Source organism: Denitrobacterium detoxificans (assembly GCF_015062615.1).
In the GTDB taxonomy this organism is placed as follows: domain Bacteria; phylum Actinomycetota; class Coriobacteriia; order Coriobacteriales; family Eggerthellaceae; genus Denitrobacterium; species Denitrobacterium detoxificans_A.
Genome location: NZ_SUUH01000002.1, coordinates 50696 through 73394 on the forward strand (window position 1 = coordinate 50696; position 22699 = coordinate 73394).

The window sequence follows — 22699 nt, forward strand, 5'->3', positions numbered from 1 at the left end:
TTTCGACGTACGATTCTATTGAATGGCCGTATACCGTAGGGGCATTTTCTCAGGACCCTGATGGAGATGGCAATATTGACGGCTATCAAGCTTCGCCTTGGTGGGTTGTTGGCTATCTCTATACTGGTTCGTTGTATATCCCGGATGACACTACTGTTTCTGATGCTGAGAAGCGACAGAACAAAGACTGGGGTCCGTCCGCAAATGGCTCTCAGTACTTTAACGGGAATATGGGTGACCCGTCGGCGTTCGGCGATGGGGTGTCTGACTGGGGTCATCTTGTTGCAACCTGGGATCCGTGTGGTAGCTATCAGGTCATTTTCAATGATGTTAATGACGGTCAGTTGTTTACCGTTCAAGGCATGGTCTATGGGGATGAGGTCCCTTACTTCGAGGAGTATGAAGAATTTGGTCGTTATACGGCTGCTGGCGATCGTAATGAGAATGATTTCACAGCCTATTTGAGTGAAGCGTGGCCGAGCGATTCTGCTGAGCAATATGCCTATAAATTGCCTGCGGTAAGGTGGGGCTCTTGGTACAACATTACTAATGGCAACACTTCGAGGCTGTATCCGTTCGACTCTACTCACAATCATCTGTACGACATTATGAATGGCGGAACTGTTACGTCTCCGTTTGATGACGCGGCGTATCGCGACGTTGATGGCGAGTATAAGAAGAACTTTAGTAACAAGTCCGAAGATGATTTCGATCCTGGTGGATTTACTTTGTATCCGACGATTAGCGTTGAATACAAAGATGGATCTTCGTCTCCGACGACTGTGACGATAATGAATCCTTTCTCCACCAATTCGACGATGGCGTCTAATGTTGAAGACGATGCGTATGGCCACGTACTGCCCATTGACGACTCTCAGCTTTCCTCCCTCGACTTTGGCGACAATGCGGATGGCTGGACGTTCTATAAGGCGGGGGATTCTGCGGGTACCCCCACCGGTTACCTCGAGGGTACCTCTTCCACATCTGGCGAAATGGTCATTACCGGTGACGCCAGCGGAAACATGTACGTCAATGGCGATAAGGTTGATTCGCAGTCTATCGATTCCGATGGCAGCCTTATCCTTATCGAGAATGGCGAACATTCCGATGGCGCTACCAATGTAACTCTTACGCTTAGCGGTCTTACCGACGATGGCGATACGACTGCGGAAGCGGCTTCTACCGCCACTATCACCGGCCTGGACAAAGATGGCACTAGCAATACCGCTACCGTTAATGGCACGAACACCATGAGCCTGGAAAAGGGCACGTCGCTTACGGGGGCTACCCCCAGCATCGGCGATGTGGTCGTGCTGAATGGAAAGAATTACGAATTCAAGGGTTGGAAGGTGGGTTCTACCACGGCAACCCTGGATACCGACATTACGGATAACACGTTTACCGCGAATACGACGATCTATGCGTACTATGAAGAGCAGCCGGCTGCTGCCACGTATACGGTGACCATCGGCAATGCGGTTCCCGATAAGGGAACGCTGGCGGGTACCCCCACGGTGACGGCATCGAAGTCTGCTGGTGGAACGGTGGGGATTGGTGGCACGTTTGCCGTAGACCAGGGTTCGGCTATTAGTACGGCTCTGTCGAGCATTACCGCCAGCAATCCTGCTTCTTCGAGTGACGACTATGCGCTTGCCGGTTGGATTGTAGACGGCAACACGGCTACGGTTTATACCGATTCGCAGCTGCTCGCCCTCGTTCCTACGGGCGACATTACCATTAGCCCTTACTATACGATCAATACGTATACGCTCACCATCGAGAATCCCGCTAATACGTCACAGGGCACTGTAACGGGTGCGCCTCTTACGTTTACGGTGGATTCGGGTGGAAGTATTCCTTCTACCTCCTCCATTCCCGTTGTTGCGGGTACTGGCTACGTGCAGGATGGTTGGGAATACACTGAGGATGACGGCTCGGGTGGCTGGACCGGCTGGGCCGACGCCACGGATGATCCCTGGACGCATACAATGGTCGTGAATACCAAGATGCGCCCGAAGTTCGTTGCTACGCATACGGTGACCATCATCGTCTCTGGTAACGGTACCATTGGATACACGGGCCTGGATTCCTCGGGTTCCGCTGTTTCCGATACGGGCAAAACCACGCTTACGTTTACCGTGCGCGACGGTGAGAAGCTGTATCAGCCCAACGGTGCAAGCAATAACGATGAGGTTTCTACCCTTACGGCTACCGCCGGTACCAATGCCGCCTTCACGGGTTGGTATCAGGGCTCTTCGCAGCTGTCTACGGCCACTACGCTTACGGGCGACGGCTCGACTGCGCCCATTATCGATACCGTTGTTACTTCTGACGTTACGTATACGGCAACGTTCAACTCGTACTATCCCATCAGTTGGACCGCTGGCACGGGCGTGACGAGTTTGAGTGGTGGTAGCACTTCGTGGTTGGCGGGGGATGCGACCTCTACGCTTACTACGCCTACTATTACGGCTACCAGTGGGTATGATGATACTACCCCCACCTACACCATATCTTGGGGTGGCACTACCCAGGGTACGGTAACTGTGGATGGCACCACCGTTACCACTGCCAACGCGGGTGACGCAATTCGCGATATCGTGAAGAATGCGACGGGTAATATCACCATCGAGGTGTCGCTGCCGGCGCTCACGAACATTGGCTACACCATCGTGAAGCACTTCGAGTTGGCCGATTATCCCACGGGTACCACCAGCAACGCCGTTGCTGCCGCCTATAGCTCCAGCACCGTAACCGAAACGGGTGCTCAGACGGGCTCCGTGGGCGACACCATTACGTTGACGGCTGCCGAACTGGCGCTTCCCGCTGCTGGCACGACGGGCCTGCCGAGTGGATACGCTGTTGCGAATTACACGGGCTCTTCCGACTGCGGTATTACCAACAATACGGGTAATGCCAATCTCCAGAAGACTATGATGGGGCTTTCCGCTACGGATACCGATGTGACGGTAACGCTTTCCAGCGCCACGACTACCAGCAACGTGGTCCATGTCTACTATACGTTGAATACGTACACGCTGAACGTGGAGTATGCAAGCACCGAATCGCCGGTCCTGAAGGAAGTTGGCACGGTGCCTAGCAGCTTGACTGCCCTGGGTGGCACGAAGCGCGTGGGCCAGACCATTGCGGCATTCCCCACGCCCATCAACAAGAGCACTCCTTCGAATACCTCCGCCGCTGATCCTGAGTGGGAAGGCGCCAACACCGCCACGGGCAATGCGCCTACGGTGAAGGGCGCCGACACCACTACGTATTCCGCTACGGGCTTCACCATGCCCGCGCAGGACGTGACGGCGACCTATACGTGGATCCCCGTAACGCGTGCGATTACCTATGCGGTAGGTACGATGTCGGGTGGTAGCACGACGATTACCGAGACCACTAGCTCCAACCCGGGCAACAGTGTGACGATTACCGATCGTATCGACACCACGGATACCTCGCTGACTACCTCGACGATTACCGACCAGGCAGGTACCTTCACGAGTGAGGAATACTACGGCGAGCAGCACGATAGTGGTCTGCACGACACGAGCCACTACACCAGTGGCACGATTTCCTACACAACGACGCCTGCCTCGAACTGGCAGTTCAAGGGTTGGTACAAGAGCACGCGTACGAGCCCCACGGGTTCGTGGAGCACGCCTACTGCCATTTCTGGCGATCCTACGGGTGAAACCATCACGGCTTACACCAAGTTTATCGCCGTGTTCGAGAAGATTCCCGTAACCACTTCTTATGGCCTGTCTGGATCTACCACGGGCGCTGACGGTTCGGGTGGTTCCGACGCGCGTGGCACCAATGACTTCACGGGCACTGGTACCCTGGGCTCTACTTCGGGTTCCGCTGAGGCTGGTACGCAGGTGACTCTGCCGGGGTATACCCCCAACACCACCAGCAACAACGACAAGACGTACAAGCCGTCCACGACTTCTACCCCCACGGGTACGTGGTACGTGAACAACGGCGGCACGTGGGTTGCCGTAACCGACGAGGATACGTCCACGCCGGGCGTTCAGGTTACGGTGACCGACACGAAGAAGGACTTCGTGTTCGTTCCCGAGCTGAAGAAGTACACGGTTACGTTCCCCACGGCAGGCGTGAACTGCACGCTTCCCGCGGCACTCACGTACGAAGGCTACTATGACCAGCCGCTGACCACGTTTACCAGCACGGCTGACGGCAGCACGTATAGCGATACTGCGGTTGCGTACACGCCCACGGCGGGCCAGACGCTCGACCAGAATGGTTGGGATATGTCGACTGACGGCACGAACTGGACGAACCTGGGTACCTCGGGAGGCGCGTTCGTGGCTCCGGGTAGTCAGACCATTACGCAGGATACCTGGTTCCGCGAGAACTACACGGCTGGTGCCGTGACGTATTACGTGCAGCGCTACTACCAGGATGCCCCCACGGGCATCGGTGCTACGCCCACGTACACGGCGGAGGGTGCCCCCGTGGCCATCTCCACCGCTACGGTGGGTAGCACGGTAACCTACAGCGATATGGTGACCGCCGGTCTTTCTGTGACGCGTCCCTCTGGCGAGCCTGCCGCCGATACCTCGGCGTTTAGTTCGATTACCAACCCCACGTACATGAGCTACGGCGCTCAGAGCGATGGCGCTGCAGCGGGTACGAGCTTCAACACGTACGCTGACTTTGTCGCAGCCAATCCTGGGCTTACCATCACCGACGTTGTTTCGGGCAACCCCAGCAACAACGTAATCAACCTGTACTACGACCGCCCGAGCGGCCTGAGCATTACGTACAACTGGGTTGATACCGACAGCACGAATACCTCGCTTGCCGATCTGGCCACGAATACCACGTTCGTGACCACGACCGACCGTCCGCTGCCTACCAACCAGTCGGGCACGGTAACGGTGGGAACCACCATCGAGCTGCCGTACTACAACAGCACGGGCACCACGTTGAGCGCGGGTACGGAAACGATTCCCGCTGGCCTGCCGGGTGGCGTTAGTGGCACCAACTATGTGCACTTCCTGGGCTGGAAGGTCACGCAGAATGGCACGGACACGGTAATTCTGGCTAGCAACGTCGCCTCGAATCATCAGGTGACCATCACGGCCGATACCGTCATCAAGGGCTATTGGTATCGCGATAACATCGACGTTGTGTTCCAGAACTCCACGCTGGGCTCGTCGAACGCTACCTTCAGCAGCATTGCGGGCCTGACCACGCAGACGATGAAGTATGGCGAGAACGTCATCAAGACGGATGGCACCAACGACGTTGACGATGCCATTACCGTGAACGCTGGCAGCCCGTACTTCTTCCAGGGCTGGATCAATGCCGATCAGACGGCCGCGGGTACGGTGACCACCATTTCCTTGCCCAAGGCGCTGAACACCACGAACTTCACGTTCACGAGTGGCGGTACGGTTTCCGGCAGCGTAGCTACCGTGAACCTGTATGCCGCCTTTGGCAATGGCAACCAGGTGAAGTACGTACGCGGCGATTATGCCAACCCGTCCGATTCCTCCAACGGCAAGACGGGCACTACGGTGACCGTTGGCCTGTGGAACGAGACGAGCCATACGCATTCGGTTGACCCCAGCACGGTGGCGGCCGATATGCCCCTGTATGATACCGATAACACGCCTGATGCGGGCGATTACCTGACGGGTTACACGTTCCTGGGTTGGACGTGGCCGCAGGGGACTACGAATTACATTACCAACAGTGCGGGTTACGTACCCGGGGGTACCCCCACGGGGTATACCTGGTCGGCCACTCTGCCCGACGGTAGCGCCAATCGCGACCTGACGGCTCTGTGGAAGCCCGTCGACCAGAGCGTCACGCTCTCTCCGTGGGGTTCTACGAGTGGTAACGACCAGCAGGGCAACCCGCTGGCGAATAACGAATCTACCATCGCCGTGGCTTCTAGCTACACGGCACTGACTGCCACGCTTGCGGCTACGCCTACGCCTACCACGGTGCAGCCTGATACGTGGTACAACCTGCCCACGCCTTCTGAGCTTACGCGTACGGGCTACACGCTCGTGGGCTTCGAGTTCATGGAGAATGCCACGCAGTTGGGCGACAGCGCTCGCGTAGCCGCCGACGGCACCACGCCGCTGAACACGCGCATCGAGGGTTCGGGAACGAGTGCCGACCCCTGGAAGGTGTACGTGGGCAGCCCCACGAGCTGCACCATCGTACCCATCTGGTCGCATGACTCCTACAACGTGGACTTCACGTATGCGGGCGATAGCGGCGACAGCATTACCGCCCTTACGGGCAACTATGGCTCCTTCACCATTGGCGGCTCCAATGCCAATGCCGGTACCACCATGGACGTGGATACCCTTGACGCTACGGGCCTGGCCTTTGGTAAGACCATGAACATCGCTGATAGTAGCGGTGCCGGTAGCTACGTGGGCGTGCCCATCGTGGGCGACGTTGCCACGGGTACGGTGGGCGGCACTTCGTACAGCTACACGTTCGTGGGTTGGAGCACCAATGATTCCACGACGCCTACCACGGTTACGGATGGTACGGCCGCCTCTCCCGTGAATACGTACACGGTTCCCGCGAAGAACCTGGTGATTACCGGTACCTGGAAGATTACCGAATACCAGGTTGATTACGCGGCCACTATGGATGCGACGCTCGTTGACCCGAGCGACACCACCACGGCCAGCGTGAGCGGTACTACGAGCGAGCTGGTCGATCACAACGGCAACCCGACCATGACCGGTCTGGTTACTAGCACGTCGAATGGCGGCTACGCCATTGACCATTGGACCGTCAGCACGTTTGACGGAACTACGTGGTCTGCCGAGACGAGCTTGGGCAAGTCGGGCTCCACTCCGGTAAGCCCCACTTCCGTGCCGATCACGGCTCCCACGAAGTTCACCGCGTACTATGGCCCCTCCAGCACCATCGACTACACGGTGAAGGTGCATGTGCAGGTGGCCGATGCTGCTGGCAACCTTACCTACAAGGACAGCTCGCAGACGTACAACAACGGTACCGTGGGTACGCAGATGAAGATTGGCGACGAGGCGTTTGCTCAGGCACGCGCCATTCAGAACGCCGAGTTCGGCACGAGCGGCTGGAACACTAGCTCGTATTTCGACAACACGCTGAGTGATGCGGACTTTACGAGCACGACTCCTTCGATGCCTGATGGCTATGCGGATCCGCGTACCAACAACAAGATTACGTTCCCGGATGGTTCGCATCCCACCTCGTTCGTGACGCCCGTGATTACCGCGACTACGTCCACGAACGTCGTGGAGGTCTGGTTCGACCTGGTTCCCGTGCAGTACCAGATCGTGCGTTACTACCAGAGCGCCGACGGCACGGCGGCTCCCATGGATGTTGCTAACCCCGGCGCTAATGACGGCACGGCCGATGCGGGTGTCGTAGATACCACCGATGGCGCAAGCGCGTATGCTACCAATGGCGCAAGCAAGTACTACGCCGATGGCTATGCCTTCCAGCCGGTGAGCCTGACGGGCGCGAAGGCCCAGGCCAAGGATTCTTCCGACGCGTCGGCTGCCACGGCTTCTGCGGCGTCCTCCTGGACGAAGGCTGCGAACATTACGGCCGACGACAAGACGGCGGCTGGCAGCGTGGCTCCTACGAGCCTGTGGACCATGGGCACGCCCTCTGTGGTGGATGGCGGTGCTACGGTAGGCGGCATCACGGGTGATGGCACCTCTGTCATCTGCGTGCCGTATACGCGTCCCACGTTCGACATCACGTTTACGACTACGTTGGCTACTGGCGTTGCGGCCGACCCGATGCCTACGGTGAATGGCTACACCGACAAGGCGCGTTGGGGCGCTCAGTTTGCCGCGGGTACTGCCAATGGCGGTAACGTGAACTACAGCGGCACGTCTACGCCTCCGGGCACGGGTGGCTTGCCCCTGAGCTCGGGCTACAACTCTGGCGCATACTACTTCAGTGGCTGGAGCGATACGGCTACCACCGATAAGGTAACCGTTACCACCGATAACTACATCCAGCTCATGCCTGCGCGTGCGGTAAACCTGACGGGTGAATGGGCCTTCCAGCAGTACACCATTACGTACACGGCTGATCCGGCCGATACTACGGGCGTTACCGTGAAGACCACGAGCCCCTATAGCGATACCGAAAAGGTTTCGCAGGGTGGTACCCCCACTATGGCCTCGTATGGCGATACCAGTCAGGACCTTACGAACGACTACGAAATCGACAGCTGGACGTTCGTGGGTTCGGTGACGTTCCCCGGCGACAGCACGCCGACCACGGCGACTTCGGCTACTTCCATGAACGGCAAGAGCCCCACCGATGTGACCATCAATGGCGATACCACGTTCTACGCTACGTGGAAGCTGAAGGAGTACAAGGTCACGTACGCCATCGACAATACGAGCGCGTATTCGTGGTCTTCGGGTGGCGCGCCGTTTACGGCAAGCGAAACCGCCGAGTATACGGGCATTTCCAGCGGCACTACGCTGGGTACCGCCCAGATTCCCGACTGGAGCACCACTACTACGGGCGCCGGCATGACGAATGCCGTGCCCAAGGCCGGTTCGGGCTACCAGTTCGTTGGTTGGACGTGGACGACCTCCGATGGCACGACGTATGCCACCAGCGACGGCGACGACACGACCACCAGCACGGCAGAGCAGAACTTCATCAACCTGATGGGCGCCTCTACCGCGAAGGCTGCGTACGATCCCTCGAGCGCTTCTGCCACCTCGCAGTGGGCCGCGGTGCTTGCCAAGATTACGTTTGGACGTGGAACGGGTAATCAGTCGGCTGACATCACGTTCACCACGGTTACCAAGCAGCTGAAGTTCAGCGTTGAGTACCGCGTCCCGGATTCCCCCAACAGCAGCTCCACTACGTGGACGCAGCTGGGCACCGCGGAAGGCGTGACGCAGGGTTCTGGCTTCGACCGCGACCTTACGTATACCGATAAGATCTTCGCTAACTCCATCACGAGCACCGTGTACACCAACGGCGTTTCCAAGCCTGGCTACACGTTCGATGGCTGGTATAACTCTGCTGATTACACGACGACCAAGATCACCGATGCCTCGAAGCCGCATGCTACGACTACGGTTGAAGACATCATCAATCTGGGTACCACGGGCGTGGGCAGCACGGGCGGTGCTATCAAGCTGTACGCTAAGTACACCCCCAAGACGCTCGACATCACGTATATCGACTCGCTGAATACGGCGAACACGTATACCGACAACGGCTCAGCCATTGTGACGGGCGCAAGCTACAATGTGCTCGACAAGGCAACCACGGGTGCGGCAACTTGGGAGACCGACAGCACCCATGCGGGCCGCGTGTTCGTTGGCTGGACGAAGACGAACATTGGCGATCTGACCGACGCGTATATCGCCGCATTTGGCGATCCTAGCCACGTGAGCGCTTCGGGCGAGGTCATGGACTACGCGGTGAACGATGTGTACACCATCCAGCCCGATCCTTCCGATGACAGCACCAGCTCGGGCAATACGTTCTATGCGGTGTGGAAACCCGTTGAGTACAACATCCAGTTCTCCTCGGGCGCTATTGCGTACACGCCGGCAGTGGGCAATGAAATCTACAATGCCACGAATACGCCTGGCACCGAGACTTACAACATCGACAGCATTACCGACATCGGTTACACCACGGGTATTACCCTGGATACGATTCCTGCTCCGCTGACCGCAGCGGGTGCTGCCGCCGGCAAGAGCTTTGCTGGTTGGAACGTGTCGCTGGGCACGGCTGGCACCACCGCGAACGTACAGGTGGGTGGGGCTACCCAGACCATCACGGGCGCTACGCTTGCCTCTATCATCCAGGCGGCCAGCCCCACGTGGCGTATTACCGACGGCACCACGTTTACGCTGACGGCTATCTGGAGCGACGAGCTTGCCGTGAACTACCACGCGAATGCCAATGACGCCAAGATTCAGGTGGGCACGGCCACGGCGCAGACCGTTTCCGACATCATTGCCGGTGGCGGAACCGACGTGGTATTCAGCGAGAACATCACGAAGAACGAAAGCTCTGGCTCGTACACCATGGACGTGCACAACGGTAGCAACAACACTACGTATGGTCTGTACGACGAGAGCACTGGCACTGCCGTTGGCATTACCATGACGCGTCCTGGCTATGTCTTCAAGGGCTGGGATACGAATGCAAGCGCTACGAATCCCACGTACAGTGCGTCTGGCGTGGCCGATACGGCGTATATCAACACGGCGCGTACGATTACTGCCAATACCGACCTGTACGCCATTTGGGAGCCTGCAGCCGCCACGGGTGTGGTGGTAGAGGAATACCTGATGCAGGCCGATGGCACGTATCAGAGCTCGCCCACGAACACGGTTGCTATTGCGTACGAGAGCGATGGCTCTACGTCCCTGAAGACGGCTACGAGCTACACGGTTGCGCCCGTGGCGAGCAATACCACCGAGTATACGAAATCGGCATTCGTTACGAGTGAGTATGCGCTCGATACGGCCCAGAATGCCGACTGGACGAAGACGCTGGCTGGTTCCGGCACCACGTTCAAGGTGTACTACAAGCGCAATACCCATACGGTTACCTACGAGTACGGCAACTTGGGTACGCTTGCGGGCATTACCAATCCGGTTGCCCCGGTGGATGCGGGCGGCATTTCCGGTACTAATACCTATCGCGCGGGTCAGACCGTAACGGCGCTTGATATGCCTGCCGAGGCTGACATCGATCCGTATTACGACCTGCCCACGGGCACCGCTCTGGTGTGGGTTGACACCGATACCGGTGCCACCACGTTGGGTAACGTAGCCGGCCTGAGCACCTTCACGATGCCCGACCGCGACGTAACCCTGCGTCTGGAGCTGGTGCGCCATCCGTTCGTGGTGACCTACGTTGCTGGTACGAACGGCTATCTGACGGCTGGTACGGCAAATGCGTCGTCTGGCACCGTGGTATACCAGGAAACCGTGCGTGCGTTCGATAAGCCCACGCTGGTGCTGGACGCTGGCTCCACCATTGGTGGCGTGAACGTGGGCGGCCAGACGGTGTCTGCTACGGGCGACACGGGTGTGAGCAACTTCGCGTTCACCACGTGGACGTGGACGGGCTACGATGGTGGCAGCAAGTACTCCACCGACCCGACCACCAGTGCTGATGCGGTGATTCTGCAAGACACCCTGTTCACGGCGAACTTCAACGAGATCTTCACCGTAACGTACAACAACGACAACCCGGGCGATGACTTCACGCCTGCGAAGGTGTACCAGAACCTGCGTGTTTCCGATACCATCCCGTATCCGGGCACGAGCGTAACGGGCAGTGCTTCGTCTACCGAAACCACGCCGAAGCACCTGACTGGCTACACGTTCGTTGGCTGGCATGTGACCAACACCGATCGCGTGGATTCCAACTATGCCCCGGTTACCCCCGATCCGTACTACTACACCACATGGGCCCTTGACCCCGATGGCGGTACGGCTGCCGAGGTTGCTGCGGGTACCAAGAAGTACGAGATCATCACCATGTCTGATCTGTACAGCATGAACGTACTTGGCAACTTCACGCTTGATTCCGTGTACGAGGCCGAGAAGTTCGATGCCGAATTCGATGCCAATGGCGGCACCATCACCAGTGACGGCACGGCCGTTTCCTCCTCCGCCACGCTTACGCGCGGTACGGGTGATACGAAGGTCACCTGGAACGATGGCGTGGGCAATAGTCTGAGCGCTCAGCCTGTCGCCACGCGTTCTGGCTTCAAGCTGGCCGGTTGGGAGCTGGTTGAGGAGAATGGCGCGGCTCCTGCGGCCGCGAAGACCTACACCACTACCGAGGTCATCACCATGCTGTATGGCGGCATGAAGCTGAAGGCCGTATGGGAGCCCGCTGATGCTACGTACACGTACATCGTGGATTCCGCAAGCTCTGGCCGCGGCACGGTTGCCATGAATCTGGCGAGCGTGAGCAACCCCGAAACGGTGCACAACGATGGGGTAGCCCCCACCAGCCCCACGGGTGCCTACGCACTGCCGAACTATGGTTACGAGTTCGAGAAGTGGACGAGCGCGAACGAGCCTTCCAAGGACCTTGAGGCCGATGGCTGGTCTACCGCTTCCGGCTTGGTTACGGGCGCCCAGAGCGTTATCCCGCAGAAGGTAACGGTTACCACCGATCCGGCTACGGGTGCGACCGTCCAGGCTTACAAGACCGATACGCTGAGTGCTCACTTCGTGCCGAAGAACTATACCGTCGAATTCCTGCCCGATGTGGCTGGCTATGCCACCGTGGGTGGCGCTGCCACCACGCAGACCGTTGCCTACAACGGATACCCCGTGGCCATGACGGGTAGCACCGCAAACTACGAGGTGACGAGCGTTGCCGCAGGCTACGAGCAGGATGGCGGCAAGTGGAGCTACACCATTCAGGTGGGCGACGCGAGCCAGAGCGGCTTGGCCACTGCTGCCGAGACGTGGCATGCCGACACCAAGACCATCACGGGCGAAACCACCGACCCGAGCACCATTGCCATCCGCGGCAATACCACGTTCCGCCCCGTAATCAAGGCGAGCGAGCATACGCTCACGTATGATTACGATATTTCCACCACGCCCGACGTGGTGAAGAATAACGTGGCCACTGGTGCGGTTGATACGGTGCCTACCATCCTGTCGACCGACATTCCCGATGGCTACACGTTTGGTGGCTGGGAATACACCGACCCGAGCACGGGCACGGTAACCGTCTACAGCACCAACGACACTGACACCACGAACGATACGTTCACCATGCCGGGCAGCGACGCTACGCTGAAGGCCAAGTGGGTGGGCAAGGCCATTACCATCACGTACGTGTGCAATGGCGGCTCGGGCAATGCCAACAACGGCGAGACGCCTGCCGGCCAGACGTCGTATACGCAGACGTACACGTATGGCAGCGGCTCCGGCACCTCCATGGACGATGACACGTTCACGCCGAGCCCTGGTACGAACACCCATGGTGTGGTACCCCCGTACGCGCGTGAGTTCGACAAGTGGGCGAGCAACGCCAATGGCACCGGCACCATTCAGGTGGGCGCCAGCAGCTCCTTTACGCTTCCCACGGAGGACACCACGCTGTACGCCATCTATAAGAACCGCCAGTACACGCTGACGCTCGATCGCAACATGGGCGACAAGGGTGCATGCACTACTACCACGGCTACGTATAGCACGACGGGCGTGTGGCAGTACGAGACGCCGCTGCCCACGTATGAGTATGGCGATACGTTGACCTTGCCGTATATTTACGACTACGATAGTTTTGGAAACGTCGAGACCGATAGCAATGGTAGGAATTTGTTCGATTTCTGGAATCCCCCCGGAAGGAATCCCGACAATCCCTTAACTACCCCTATCTCGTATAACTATGACTTCCTGCAGTGGAGCGACTCCGCCAGTGGATCGGGCGCTACGGGCTCGTATAAGGGTCTGTGGAACAACGGCATCACCGTAACCGTTGGCTCCGACCCCGTGTTTAAGAGCGTTCAGGATTCCGCTGCTACGCCTGGGGTGGACGAGTCGGTTGCCAAGGAAGACGTTACCCTGTACGTGAACTGGAGCTACAACACGACGCCAGGCGAAGGCTACTATGTTGTGTACTACAACGAGGATGGCGCGAACCTGCTGGATTCCACGGGCACGGGCGCTGAAGTGTACGCCACGCCCACCAATTATGGGCCTTATGCAAGCGATCAGAATATCTATCGTAGTCGTGCCGACAAGACGCTTTCTGGGCATACGTACAAGTTTAAGGGCTGGGCGGAATACAATCCGACCGATCCGAACGCAAATGCGCAGGGCGCCGTATGCGATTCTTCCGGAAAGCCGATTCTCGTCGCGCCGGGTAATACTACCCTGCAGGTTGCGGTGAATACTGCGGGTGAGACGCTGAATACGACCGTTACGAGTGCGCTTACGAGCGTCGCCGGATCTGATGGTAATGCGTATACCATTCCTGCGCGTCCGTTTAGGCTTATCGAGGTCTACGAACTTGCCGATTACACGGTGAAGTTCGACCCGAACCTGCCTACGGGCACGAGCATCTACTCGGGTAGCTGCCCCGATCAGGACTTCGCATGGGGTACCCCCGAAGACCTGAATACGAATACTTACAGTGTGAATGGTTACACGTTCCTGGGCTGGTCGAAGAACCCGCTTGCGAGCGCGCCCGATGCGAATCTGGCGGCCACGGGCGGCCTGGTGAGCTACAACACGGGTACGCATGGCGAACTGACGAACTACAACGGCCCGGCTGAGGTTACCTTGTATGCCGTGTGGAGCGAAGTGGACAATTACAAGGTCCGCTACATTGCCGACTACGACCCGGCCGATACGACGGGTGCGAGCGACGTGGTCCATGCCACCGATCAGTACTTCAAGTGGACCGAGAATCCTTCGGCTAATACCACGATTCCGAGCAAGACGGTGGGTACCGATACCAGCACGTATACCTTCGAGGGTTGGTACACCGCCAAGGACGGCAACGGCGTGAAGATCGAAGACGCTGACACCAGCGGCAAGTGGGACAAGACCATCCAGGAAATTGCCGCGAGCGATGACAACTACGCTGCCTACAATGCGCAGTCTGACAAGAGCTACGTGTACCTGTACGCGAAGTGGACGAAGACCGGCTGGAGCGTGAACTACCAGGTGGCTCCGGGTACCGACCCGAAGCCCGTGGGCGACGCGAATCGTGCCGAAAAGAAGATCTCGGCTGCATCCAATGTGGACATTACCTCGCCGAGCACCAGCTTCGTCACCTACGATGGCTTTACGCCTGACGGCTGGGTCATCGACACCGATGCTGATGGCAGCTTCGACTTTACGTTCGATGGCTCCGGCACCTACGCTGGCACCGATACGTACGTGCCCAGCAGTGGCGTGGTGGCGTACAACGATTCGGCCATCCAGAGCGCTCTGGCAAGCACGCTCTACAGCGGCACGCGCACGTTGGAAGCTCGCGTGGTGTACAAGGAGATGGAATACACCGTCAATTACAACCTGAACACCGGCAGCGATCCTGCGGGCCGCTACAGCTACCCGCAGAACACCGTGAGCACGCCCGTGGGCGACGTGACGCAGAAGACCGGCCTGGACTGGAATACCGATACGTACATTGGCGCCTCCTACGATGTTGGCCCCACGCGTGACGGTTACACGTTCGACGGCTGGTTCGCGGGCAATGGCTCCGTTGCCTTCAACTACCCGGCAATCTATGGCTACAACGCCAACAAGAGCACGTGGACGGTAAAGCAGCTGGCCGACCTGCAGGCTGCCCTGAAGGGCTCCGGCACCGGCAAGTACACCACCACGAGCTACGATCTGTACGCCAAGTGGATTGAGAACAGCAACTACACGGTGAAGTACGACCTGAAGGGTGGCTCCATCGCCGCGGTGGCTGGCAACCAGTTCCTGGGTACCGATGAAACGCCCCTGAAGTGGACCGACAACGCCACTGCAGCTGGCTACACGCTGGTTCCGGGCGACTACGACGTCGAACGCAGCGGCTACACCTTCGATGGCTGGTGGCTCACGAGCGACTACCAGACGGGTAGCCAGCTTACGAGTGGCGCCACGATGAGCTATGGCGATCTTGCCGAAGCCCTGAAGGCCGTCGATGCCGGCTCCGGTGCTGCCGCCATCGCCGATGGCGGTACGGTGACCATCTACGCGAAGTGGAAGGAAGTCACCACGCCTATCAACTACGCGGTGGACGATACCTCGCATGCCCAGCTCTACGATGGGGCTACGGCAAGCGGCACGGCCGTGAGCGGCGTTACCCAGCTGGTTGGCGGGGCCACCGGCGCGGGTCTGTCCCCCGTAACCGCAATGCCTCTTACCGGCTACAAGATCGTTGGCTGGAAGGCCACGGTCGTGGGTGCTGCCAGCGAGGAAACCTACACGGTTGGCACCAGCAGCGACAACAACCCGTCTGGCATTCTTACCGAGAACGCTGACGGTAGTTGGACGATTGACCTGTCGAAGATGGCCAGCGTTGGCAATCTGAATGGCGGGTGGGTAAGCGCCACCTACACGGCCCTCACCGAGGCGGCTGACGTGAACTACACGGTGCAGTTCTACAAGCAGCTGCCCGATGGCACCTATGCGGCCGTGCCCGACGAGACCGAAACGCGTACCGCCACCACGGGTAGCACGGTGACCTATTCCACCAGCAGCCCCGATGACGTGAATCGCTACCTCGCCGACGGCTATATGCTGAACACGGGCGTTACCGGCACCATTGCCAGTGCAACCGTGGCGGGCGACGGCACGACGGTTCTGAAGCTCTACTACGAGACCAGCCCGTTCACCGTTACCTATCAGTTCAGCAGCGACCCGGACGAATGCCCGAGCCCTGCGCCCACCATTACGAACCCCATCCAGTCCGTGGCTCCGGGTGGTACGCATACCCTGCGCACCGATACTCCGGCAACGGTGTTTGGCTGGACGTTCGACGGCTGGGATTACACTCACGTGACCGTGGATTACACCCCGGCGGGCACGAGCTCGGCGCTCACCCTGCCCAACGACGCGTGGAACGCTTCCCACACCTCGTTCACCATGCCCAAGGGCAATGTGGTGGTAACGGGCAAGTGGACGCGCGAAAAGCAGCCCGTCACCTACAACAAGGACGTCAAGATCGATCCTTCGGTGTCGGGGCCCATTAGCCCCACGCCCGAGGTGCAGGTAAATGGCGCCTCCATGACCGGCACGACCTACACGCAGTACGTGCCCACCGACCTGTATCCGAGCCTGAGCGACGCCAACTACGACGGCACCGCCAATGACCCGATTACCGTGGTGAATCCCGATCCCACGCGCTATGTGGTCATGTGGGAGTACGAGTACACTGGCGCTGACATTGGCGCTCCCGATGCGGGCATCACGGGCACCACTATGGATCCCGAGAGCATCCAGGTAACCGGCCCGATTACCTTCACCGCAGTGCTGGTACAGAAGCAGATCATCTCCTATCTGCGCGGCACGGGTGTGAATGGCGAGACGGTTGGCGATTGGACCGACGTCTCGAAGGCCTATAGCGCTACCGATAGCTCCACGCTTTCCGGTGCTACGCGCTACGTGGCCGTGCCTTCGCCCTTCAGCGTAAACGGCACCGACTACCAGTACGGCGCTGAGACGGTATGGCAGAGTGACATCGGCATGTACGTGCCTGCGCACATCGAGGGCTACCTGTTCACCGGATGGGTATGGGAGAACCTGGATACGGGCGACACCGGCACCATTACCGGCACGTCCAAGACGAACGTGAGCACGCCGTTCACCAATAGCAGCGTCACGTTCACGGCGCAGTGGACGCCCACCAAGCAGACGCTTGTCTTCGATACCAATGGCGGCAGCTGGACTACGGGTTCCACCGACCCGTCGGGCGAGTACACTACGGGCACGCATGTGGGCATTCCCAATAATGCTACTGCCACGGCCGAGAAGGATGGCTACCAGCTGGCAGGCTGGAAGCTCGATGGCGACGAGAGTGGCAGTATCTACCCGTCGGGTGGCACGTTTACGATGCCCGGCCATAACGCCAAGCTCATCGCAGTGTGGGAGCCCGTACCCGTAACCATCAAGTACGAGCCCAACGATCCGCTGTTCGGTTCGGTCCTGCCCACGAGTGAGACGGTCATCTCCACGGATACAAACGTGCTGGGGTCTACCCCCACGGCCAATACGGGTTACCACTTCGTGAATTGGACCATGAAGGATGGCGGCACGCTGCTGGGTACCGTGGATGCAAACACCAACAAGATCACGCCTACGCATAACGCTGACGGTGTGTTCGTGGATGGCGTGACCTACGTGGCCAACTTCGAGCCCAACGAGTACCAGGTCAACTTCGTGAGCGCTACGGGCGGCTACATCGATACGAGCAATCCGTACGTGAACGTTCAGACCGTGAAGTACAACGACACGGCCGACAAGACCATCGTGAACGCCGTTTCCAACAACCCGGCGGAAATCGTTCCCAAGTCTCCGTATCCGTGGAGCTACGAGATGTACCCGGTTCAGGCTGATGGCTCCATTGCCACCACGCCGGTTACCGGCTGGGTATACGAGGTCGATGACCTGGCCATTCTTGGCCCCACTACCTTCACGGCACAGTGGGATGCCTATGGCACGTACTTCGTGGAATACAACACGCATGGCGGCACGCCGCTGAACCGCAAGGCAGTTCTGGCCCTTACGGACACGAATCTGCTGCCGAGCGCGAGCACGGTGCGTCCCGGCTACACGTTCATGCGCTGGGATTACCAGACGCAGCTTACGCCGAGCACCATGACTGATGACGAAGTATACGATGATCCGACGTTCTGGGAAGAGGCGCTGAACACCTATACCTTCCAGAAGATGAACCTGCCGGATAGCACGCCCAACGTCCTTACGCTGCACGCGCGTTGGCAGGAGCGTAACGACTACCAGGTCATTTACGATGACGGCGATACCGACGGTGCCGACCTGCCCGCGTATGTGATGAACTACGGCTGGACGTATGACCAGCCCAGCCAGACCATCAGCAACGTGGCCTGGACGAACGACAAGTTCGCCGATGGCAAGAATGCCTGCGCGGTGGATGTTCCCACCAAGGCTGGCTATACGTTCGATGGCTGGCAGGTGAAGCTGGGCGATGGCACGCTTTCGGTCGACGCGAACGGCGACCCGGTCTATGCCACCATTGGCATGACCTATGAGGACCTGGTTGGCATTGCCTACCCGGACAACCCGAACGCCGACCCGAGCAGCATCACCCTGGTTGCGCACTGGACGCCTAAGACCTACACACTGGTGTACTACGACGTGGATGCCGACACTCCCACGCCTGTGGCCACTCATACGGAAACGGTCAACTGGGATACGCCGGTGTACGCTACCTACACGCCGACCGACGGAACCACGCGTCAGTTCGACCGCTACGACTTCAATCCGTCCAACCTGACGGATACCAATGCGGGAACCATGACCACCAACGTGGCCACCACCGCAACCTATGGTGACCTGGCGGTTGACGACGCGAACAACGAAGTGCACGTATACGCCAAGTGGCTGAAGCTGATCCCCGTTTACGACGAGTATCATCTGCTCAACTACAACGGCACCACGTATGTGGACAGCTACAATGCCGCTACGGCTGAAGCCGACGGCTACCTGGTGACCCGCCGCATGGTGGAAGGCACCACGGCATATGCCACCACGCTGCCGAGCTTCGCGGGCTACACCTACGCAGGCGATACGTTCGACGAGAGCGGCTACAAGACGGGCATTACGCCCACGAGCAGCTACGGCACGCTGGGAATCAATGATGGCGTAACGCTTTCCAGCACTGCCGCCGAGCCGCACTTCGTGCGCTACTGGAAGGAGAACACGAACTACATCGTCGAATACAACGGCAATGCCGACGACCCGGTGAACCTGGCCAAGGGCTCTGCGGTGGTTCCCTCGAGCGTGAACCCTGGTTACACGCCGGGCACCAATGGCGCCACTACCGTTCCCGACCAGACGGTACAGAGTTGGACGAGTGTCGATCACGTTGATAGCTGGGTGGACACCTACGTCACGCCCGAACGCGACGGCTTCGACTTCATCGGTTGGAATACCGCTGCAGACGGCACCGGCACCGTTAATGGCTTGACCGTGAGCAACGCCGACGATACCAACCAGTATGGCGATCTGACGTATGAGCAGGACGCCGATGGCAATTGGGTGAAGGTAGACCCGCTTTCCAGCTCGACTACGGTGAAGCTGGACAACAACGGCGAGTACCGCGGTTACACCACCCTGTACGCTCAGTGGGCTCAGAAGCGCTCGCACATCATTTACCGCGTAAACGGCGATAGCGATGGCACGGGTGCTGGCTCCTACGGTGGCATGATCCGCTTCAACAAGAGCGAAACTGCCAGCGATGCCAGCGTCCTGCAGCGCGAAGAGTTCATCACTGCGGTGGATGGCGAAGAGTACGACAACACGCAGAGCGCTCTCACGTATACCGGTAATAGCATGGAGGGCGCGCAGGCCGTGGCCCTGCCTGGCTGGCATTTCGTGAACTGGACCGTCAACTACGAGATCTCCGATGCGCTCGCCGACGATGCTGCCGATGATGTGCAGTTCGTGCAGCCGCAGCGTCCAGTGGGCAGCGAGCAGCTGGAGCTGAGCCCGACCATGGAAGCAAATGGCGGCACGGTGCCCGATGGCATGATTACCCAGAGCGGTGGCATGACCACCCAGGCAACCACCATTGCCAATGGTGCGGAGTACTCTACCGAGACGGCTATCCTGCCTGGTGTTGGCACGAACTCCAGCCTGTATATCACGGCTGTGTACACGGCTAACTTCGAGAAGAACGACGACGGCATCATCCACTACGATGAGAATCCGCCGCTGAAGCCGGGTACCACCGAGAAGCAGAAGGTCTACAACGGCCCGGTGCCCGATACCGTAGCCCCGTGGGGTTCCAGCGTGAACCTGTCGGATGGCACGGGCGAGAAGGGCTCTATCCTGACCACCGCTGGCTTCGAGATCATCGGCTGGGATAAGGAGCCTCATGACCCGAGCGATGCCGATTACCCGTCCACGCCGGATTACTGGCTGGAAGAGGGCGTCACGATGCCGCAGGGCGAAACCACCCTGTATGCGCACTGGGCTCCCAAGAAGTATTCGGTTGGCACTGAGAACCCGCCCACGGGTGGCACGGTGATTGGCGGCGACGATCCGCTGCCGTACGGCACGTACATCCCTGAAGGCTGGATCACGGTTACGCCGGAAGGCGGCTACGAGCCCACGGGCTGGGTTGTGGAATGGATCGATCCCGAAACGGGCGAGAAGCATACCTATACCACCTACGATCCGGATTACACGAAGATCCCGATTTGGGGTGAGACCACTCTGACCCCGATCTTCAAGTACACCGGTACGAAGGGCGGCGAGGAAACCACTACCACCACGACGACGGTCGTAACTACCTACGGTGGTCGCGGCAACCACCTGCCGAAGACGGGTGACGAGGAAACCACGTATCCGTTCATCATCGCAATGCTGGCGGCCATGGGCCTCATGGCGCTGGCAGCGGCCAAGCGTCGTCGCGAGGATGATGACGACCCCACTACTCCGGGCGGCTCTGGTAACGGGGCCAGCCCGAAGGGGCCGGGCGCTATATTCGCCGTTGGTGGGGGTACCCCTACCCCCACGGCCGCAGCGGGCGCAGCGGTAGCCAAGCCTCAGACGATGCCCAATCCGCTGGATGGCGCGTCGGAGGCCATGGGCGAAGTCGTCCAGGGCGCGAAGGAGCGCGCTGCCCGCATGGCGGAAGCCGTGCGTGAGCGTAGGGATTCCCTGCGTGATGCGCGCGAGCGCGCGGCTGAGCGCAAGGCTCAGGCGAAGCGGATGACGGCCGATTCCGTGGCGCGTCCCGTTGGCGTAGCCAATCCCGCTGCGGGTTTGGCCGATCGCATCAGCGCGGCTGCGGAACGCATAGCTGATCGCATGAGCGCTGCGGCTGCTGGCGGCAAGCGCGCTGCCGACGAGACCGATCGCTTCCGCGCCATGCTCAGCGCGGGCTACGAGGCCGATGCCCCCGTGGCGCCGCATATGGCGGCATGTGAGACTGACTCGTTTGCCGATCTTGCGGGCGAAGCGGCATGTGCGTCCGCGGGCACGGTGGCCGCGAAGCCGCGCGTGCATCACTACGGCATGAAGAGCATGCGGTAGCGAATGAGGTAAAGCGGCGTGGCGCGTACGCTTGTGCGCGTCGCGCCGAGGCAGAGGCGCCCATCGCGTGGCGGCGTATGGCGCATGAAGGTTTACACCGGGGCCGAAACCACCCGCCGGGCTCATTTGCCCGGCGGGGCGGGAGCCGTAAGAGACGCATGCGTGTCTTACGTATCGGCCCCGCACGGTGACGATGCTGGAGGCTGGCTTTGCGGTTTTGGCTGGCCTTGGAGCATAGGGCATTCGACAGGCGGGGAGACGTGCAGCCCCCTTTTCCCCGCCTGTCTGCCCAGTTTCTGCGACGTGCGTTACTGCTCGTTGCAAAGGTGCGGATGGGGTGTCCGCGTGGGGCTGGGGAAGTGGCGTAGCCGTTTTGCCTCTTTCCGTTGTGGGGCCGTTTCCCGCACACATTGCCTAGGCCAGGACCGCCGATGCGTCGGCGAGCCTAACCTGCGCAATGCGTTGTGTCGGGCGCTTTTGGGTGCCTGGCATGTCCGTGGAATTGGGTAGGTTTTTAAACCGCTAATGTATCAGCGGCGGTTTAAAGGGTAGCGTGAAGGTGTCATATTATATAAAATGGTTCTATTCCACTATCAATTTAAATGAACCACGGAATATCCACGGCATCGCTTTAGGGCGGCGATGTCGAGGTCGCGTACGCGACTGCGGTTGCGGGTTTGGGCGCCTGCGATTGCGGAGTCATATTGGGGACCGTTATGGGGTCAGCTCGTATATCGGAGGTATCGATTATGGGCACGAACAAATTGTATGGGGTGCCTTGCGCTCATGCGCGAACAGCCCCGCAACGTAGCGTGCGGTGGGCGGCGGTAGCAGCCGGAGCGCTTGCCGCGATTGCATTGGCGTTGCCGGTTTCAGCCTACGCCGACAACGCAGAAGACAAAGGCGAAACTTCTCCCTCAACCACCACGGTAGCG

The 22699-nt window shown here is 59.4% G+C and carries 1 protein-coding gene; it reads left to right on the forward strand.

Annotated features, from left to right (window positions below; all coding sequences use genetic code 11):
• Positions 1-230 precede the first annotated feature (230 nt).
• Positions 231-21764, forward strand: coding sequence for an LPXTG cell wall anchor domain-containing protein (locus tag E7002_RS03190; protein WP_303727466.1), 21534 nt, complete (start codon positions 231-233; stop codon positions 21762-21764).
• The last annotated feature ends 935 nt before the right edge of the window (positions 21765-22699 follow it).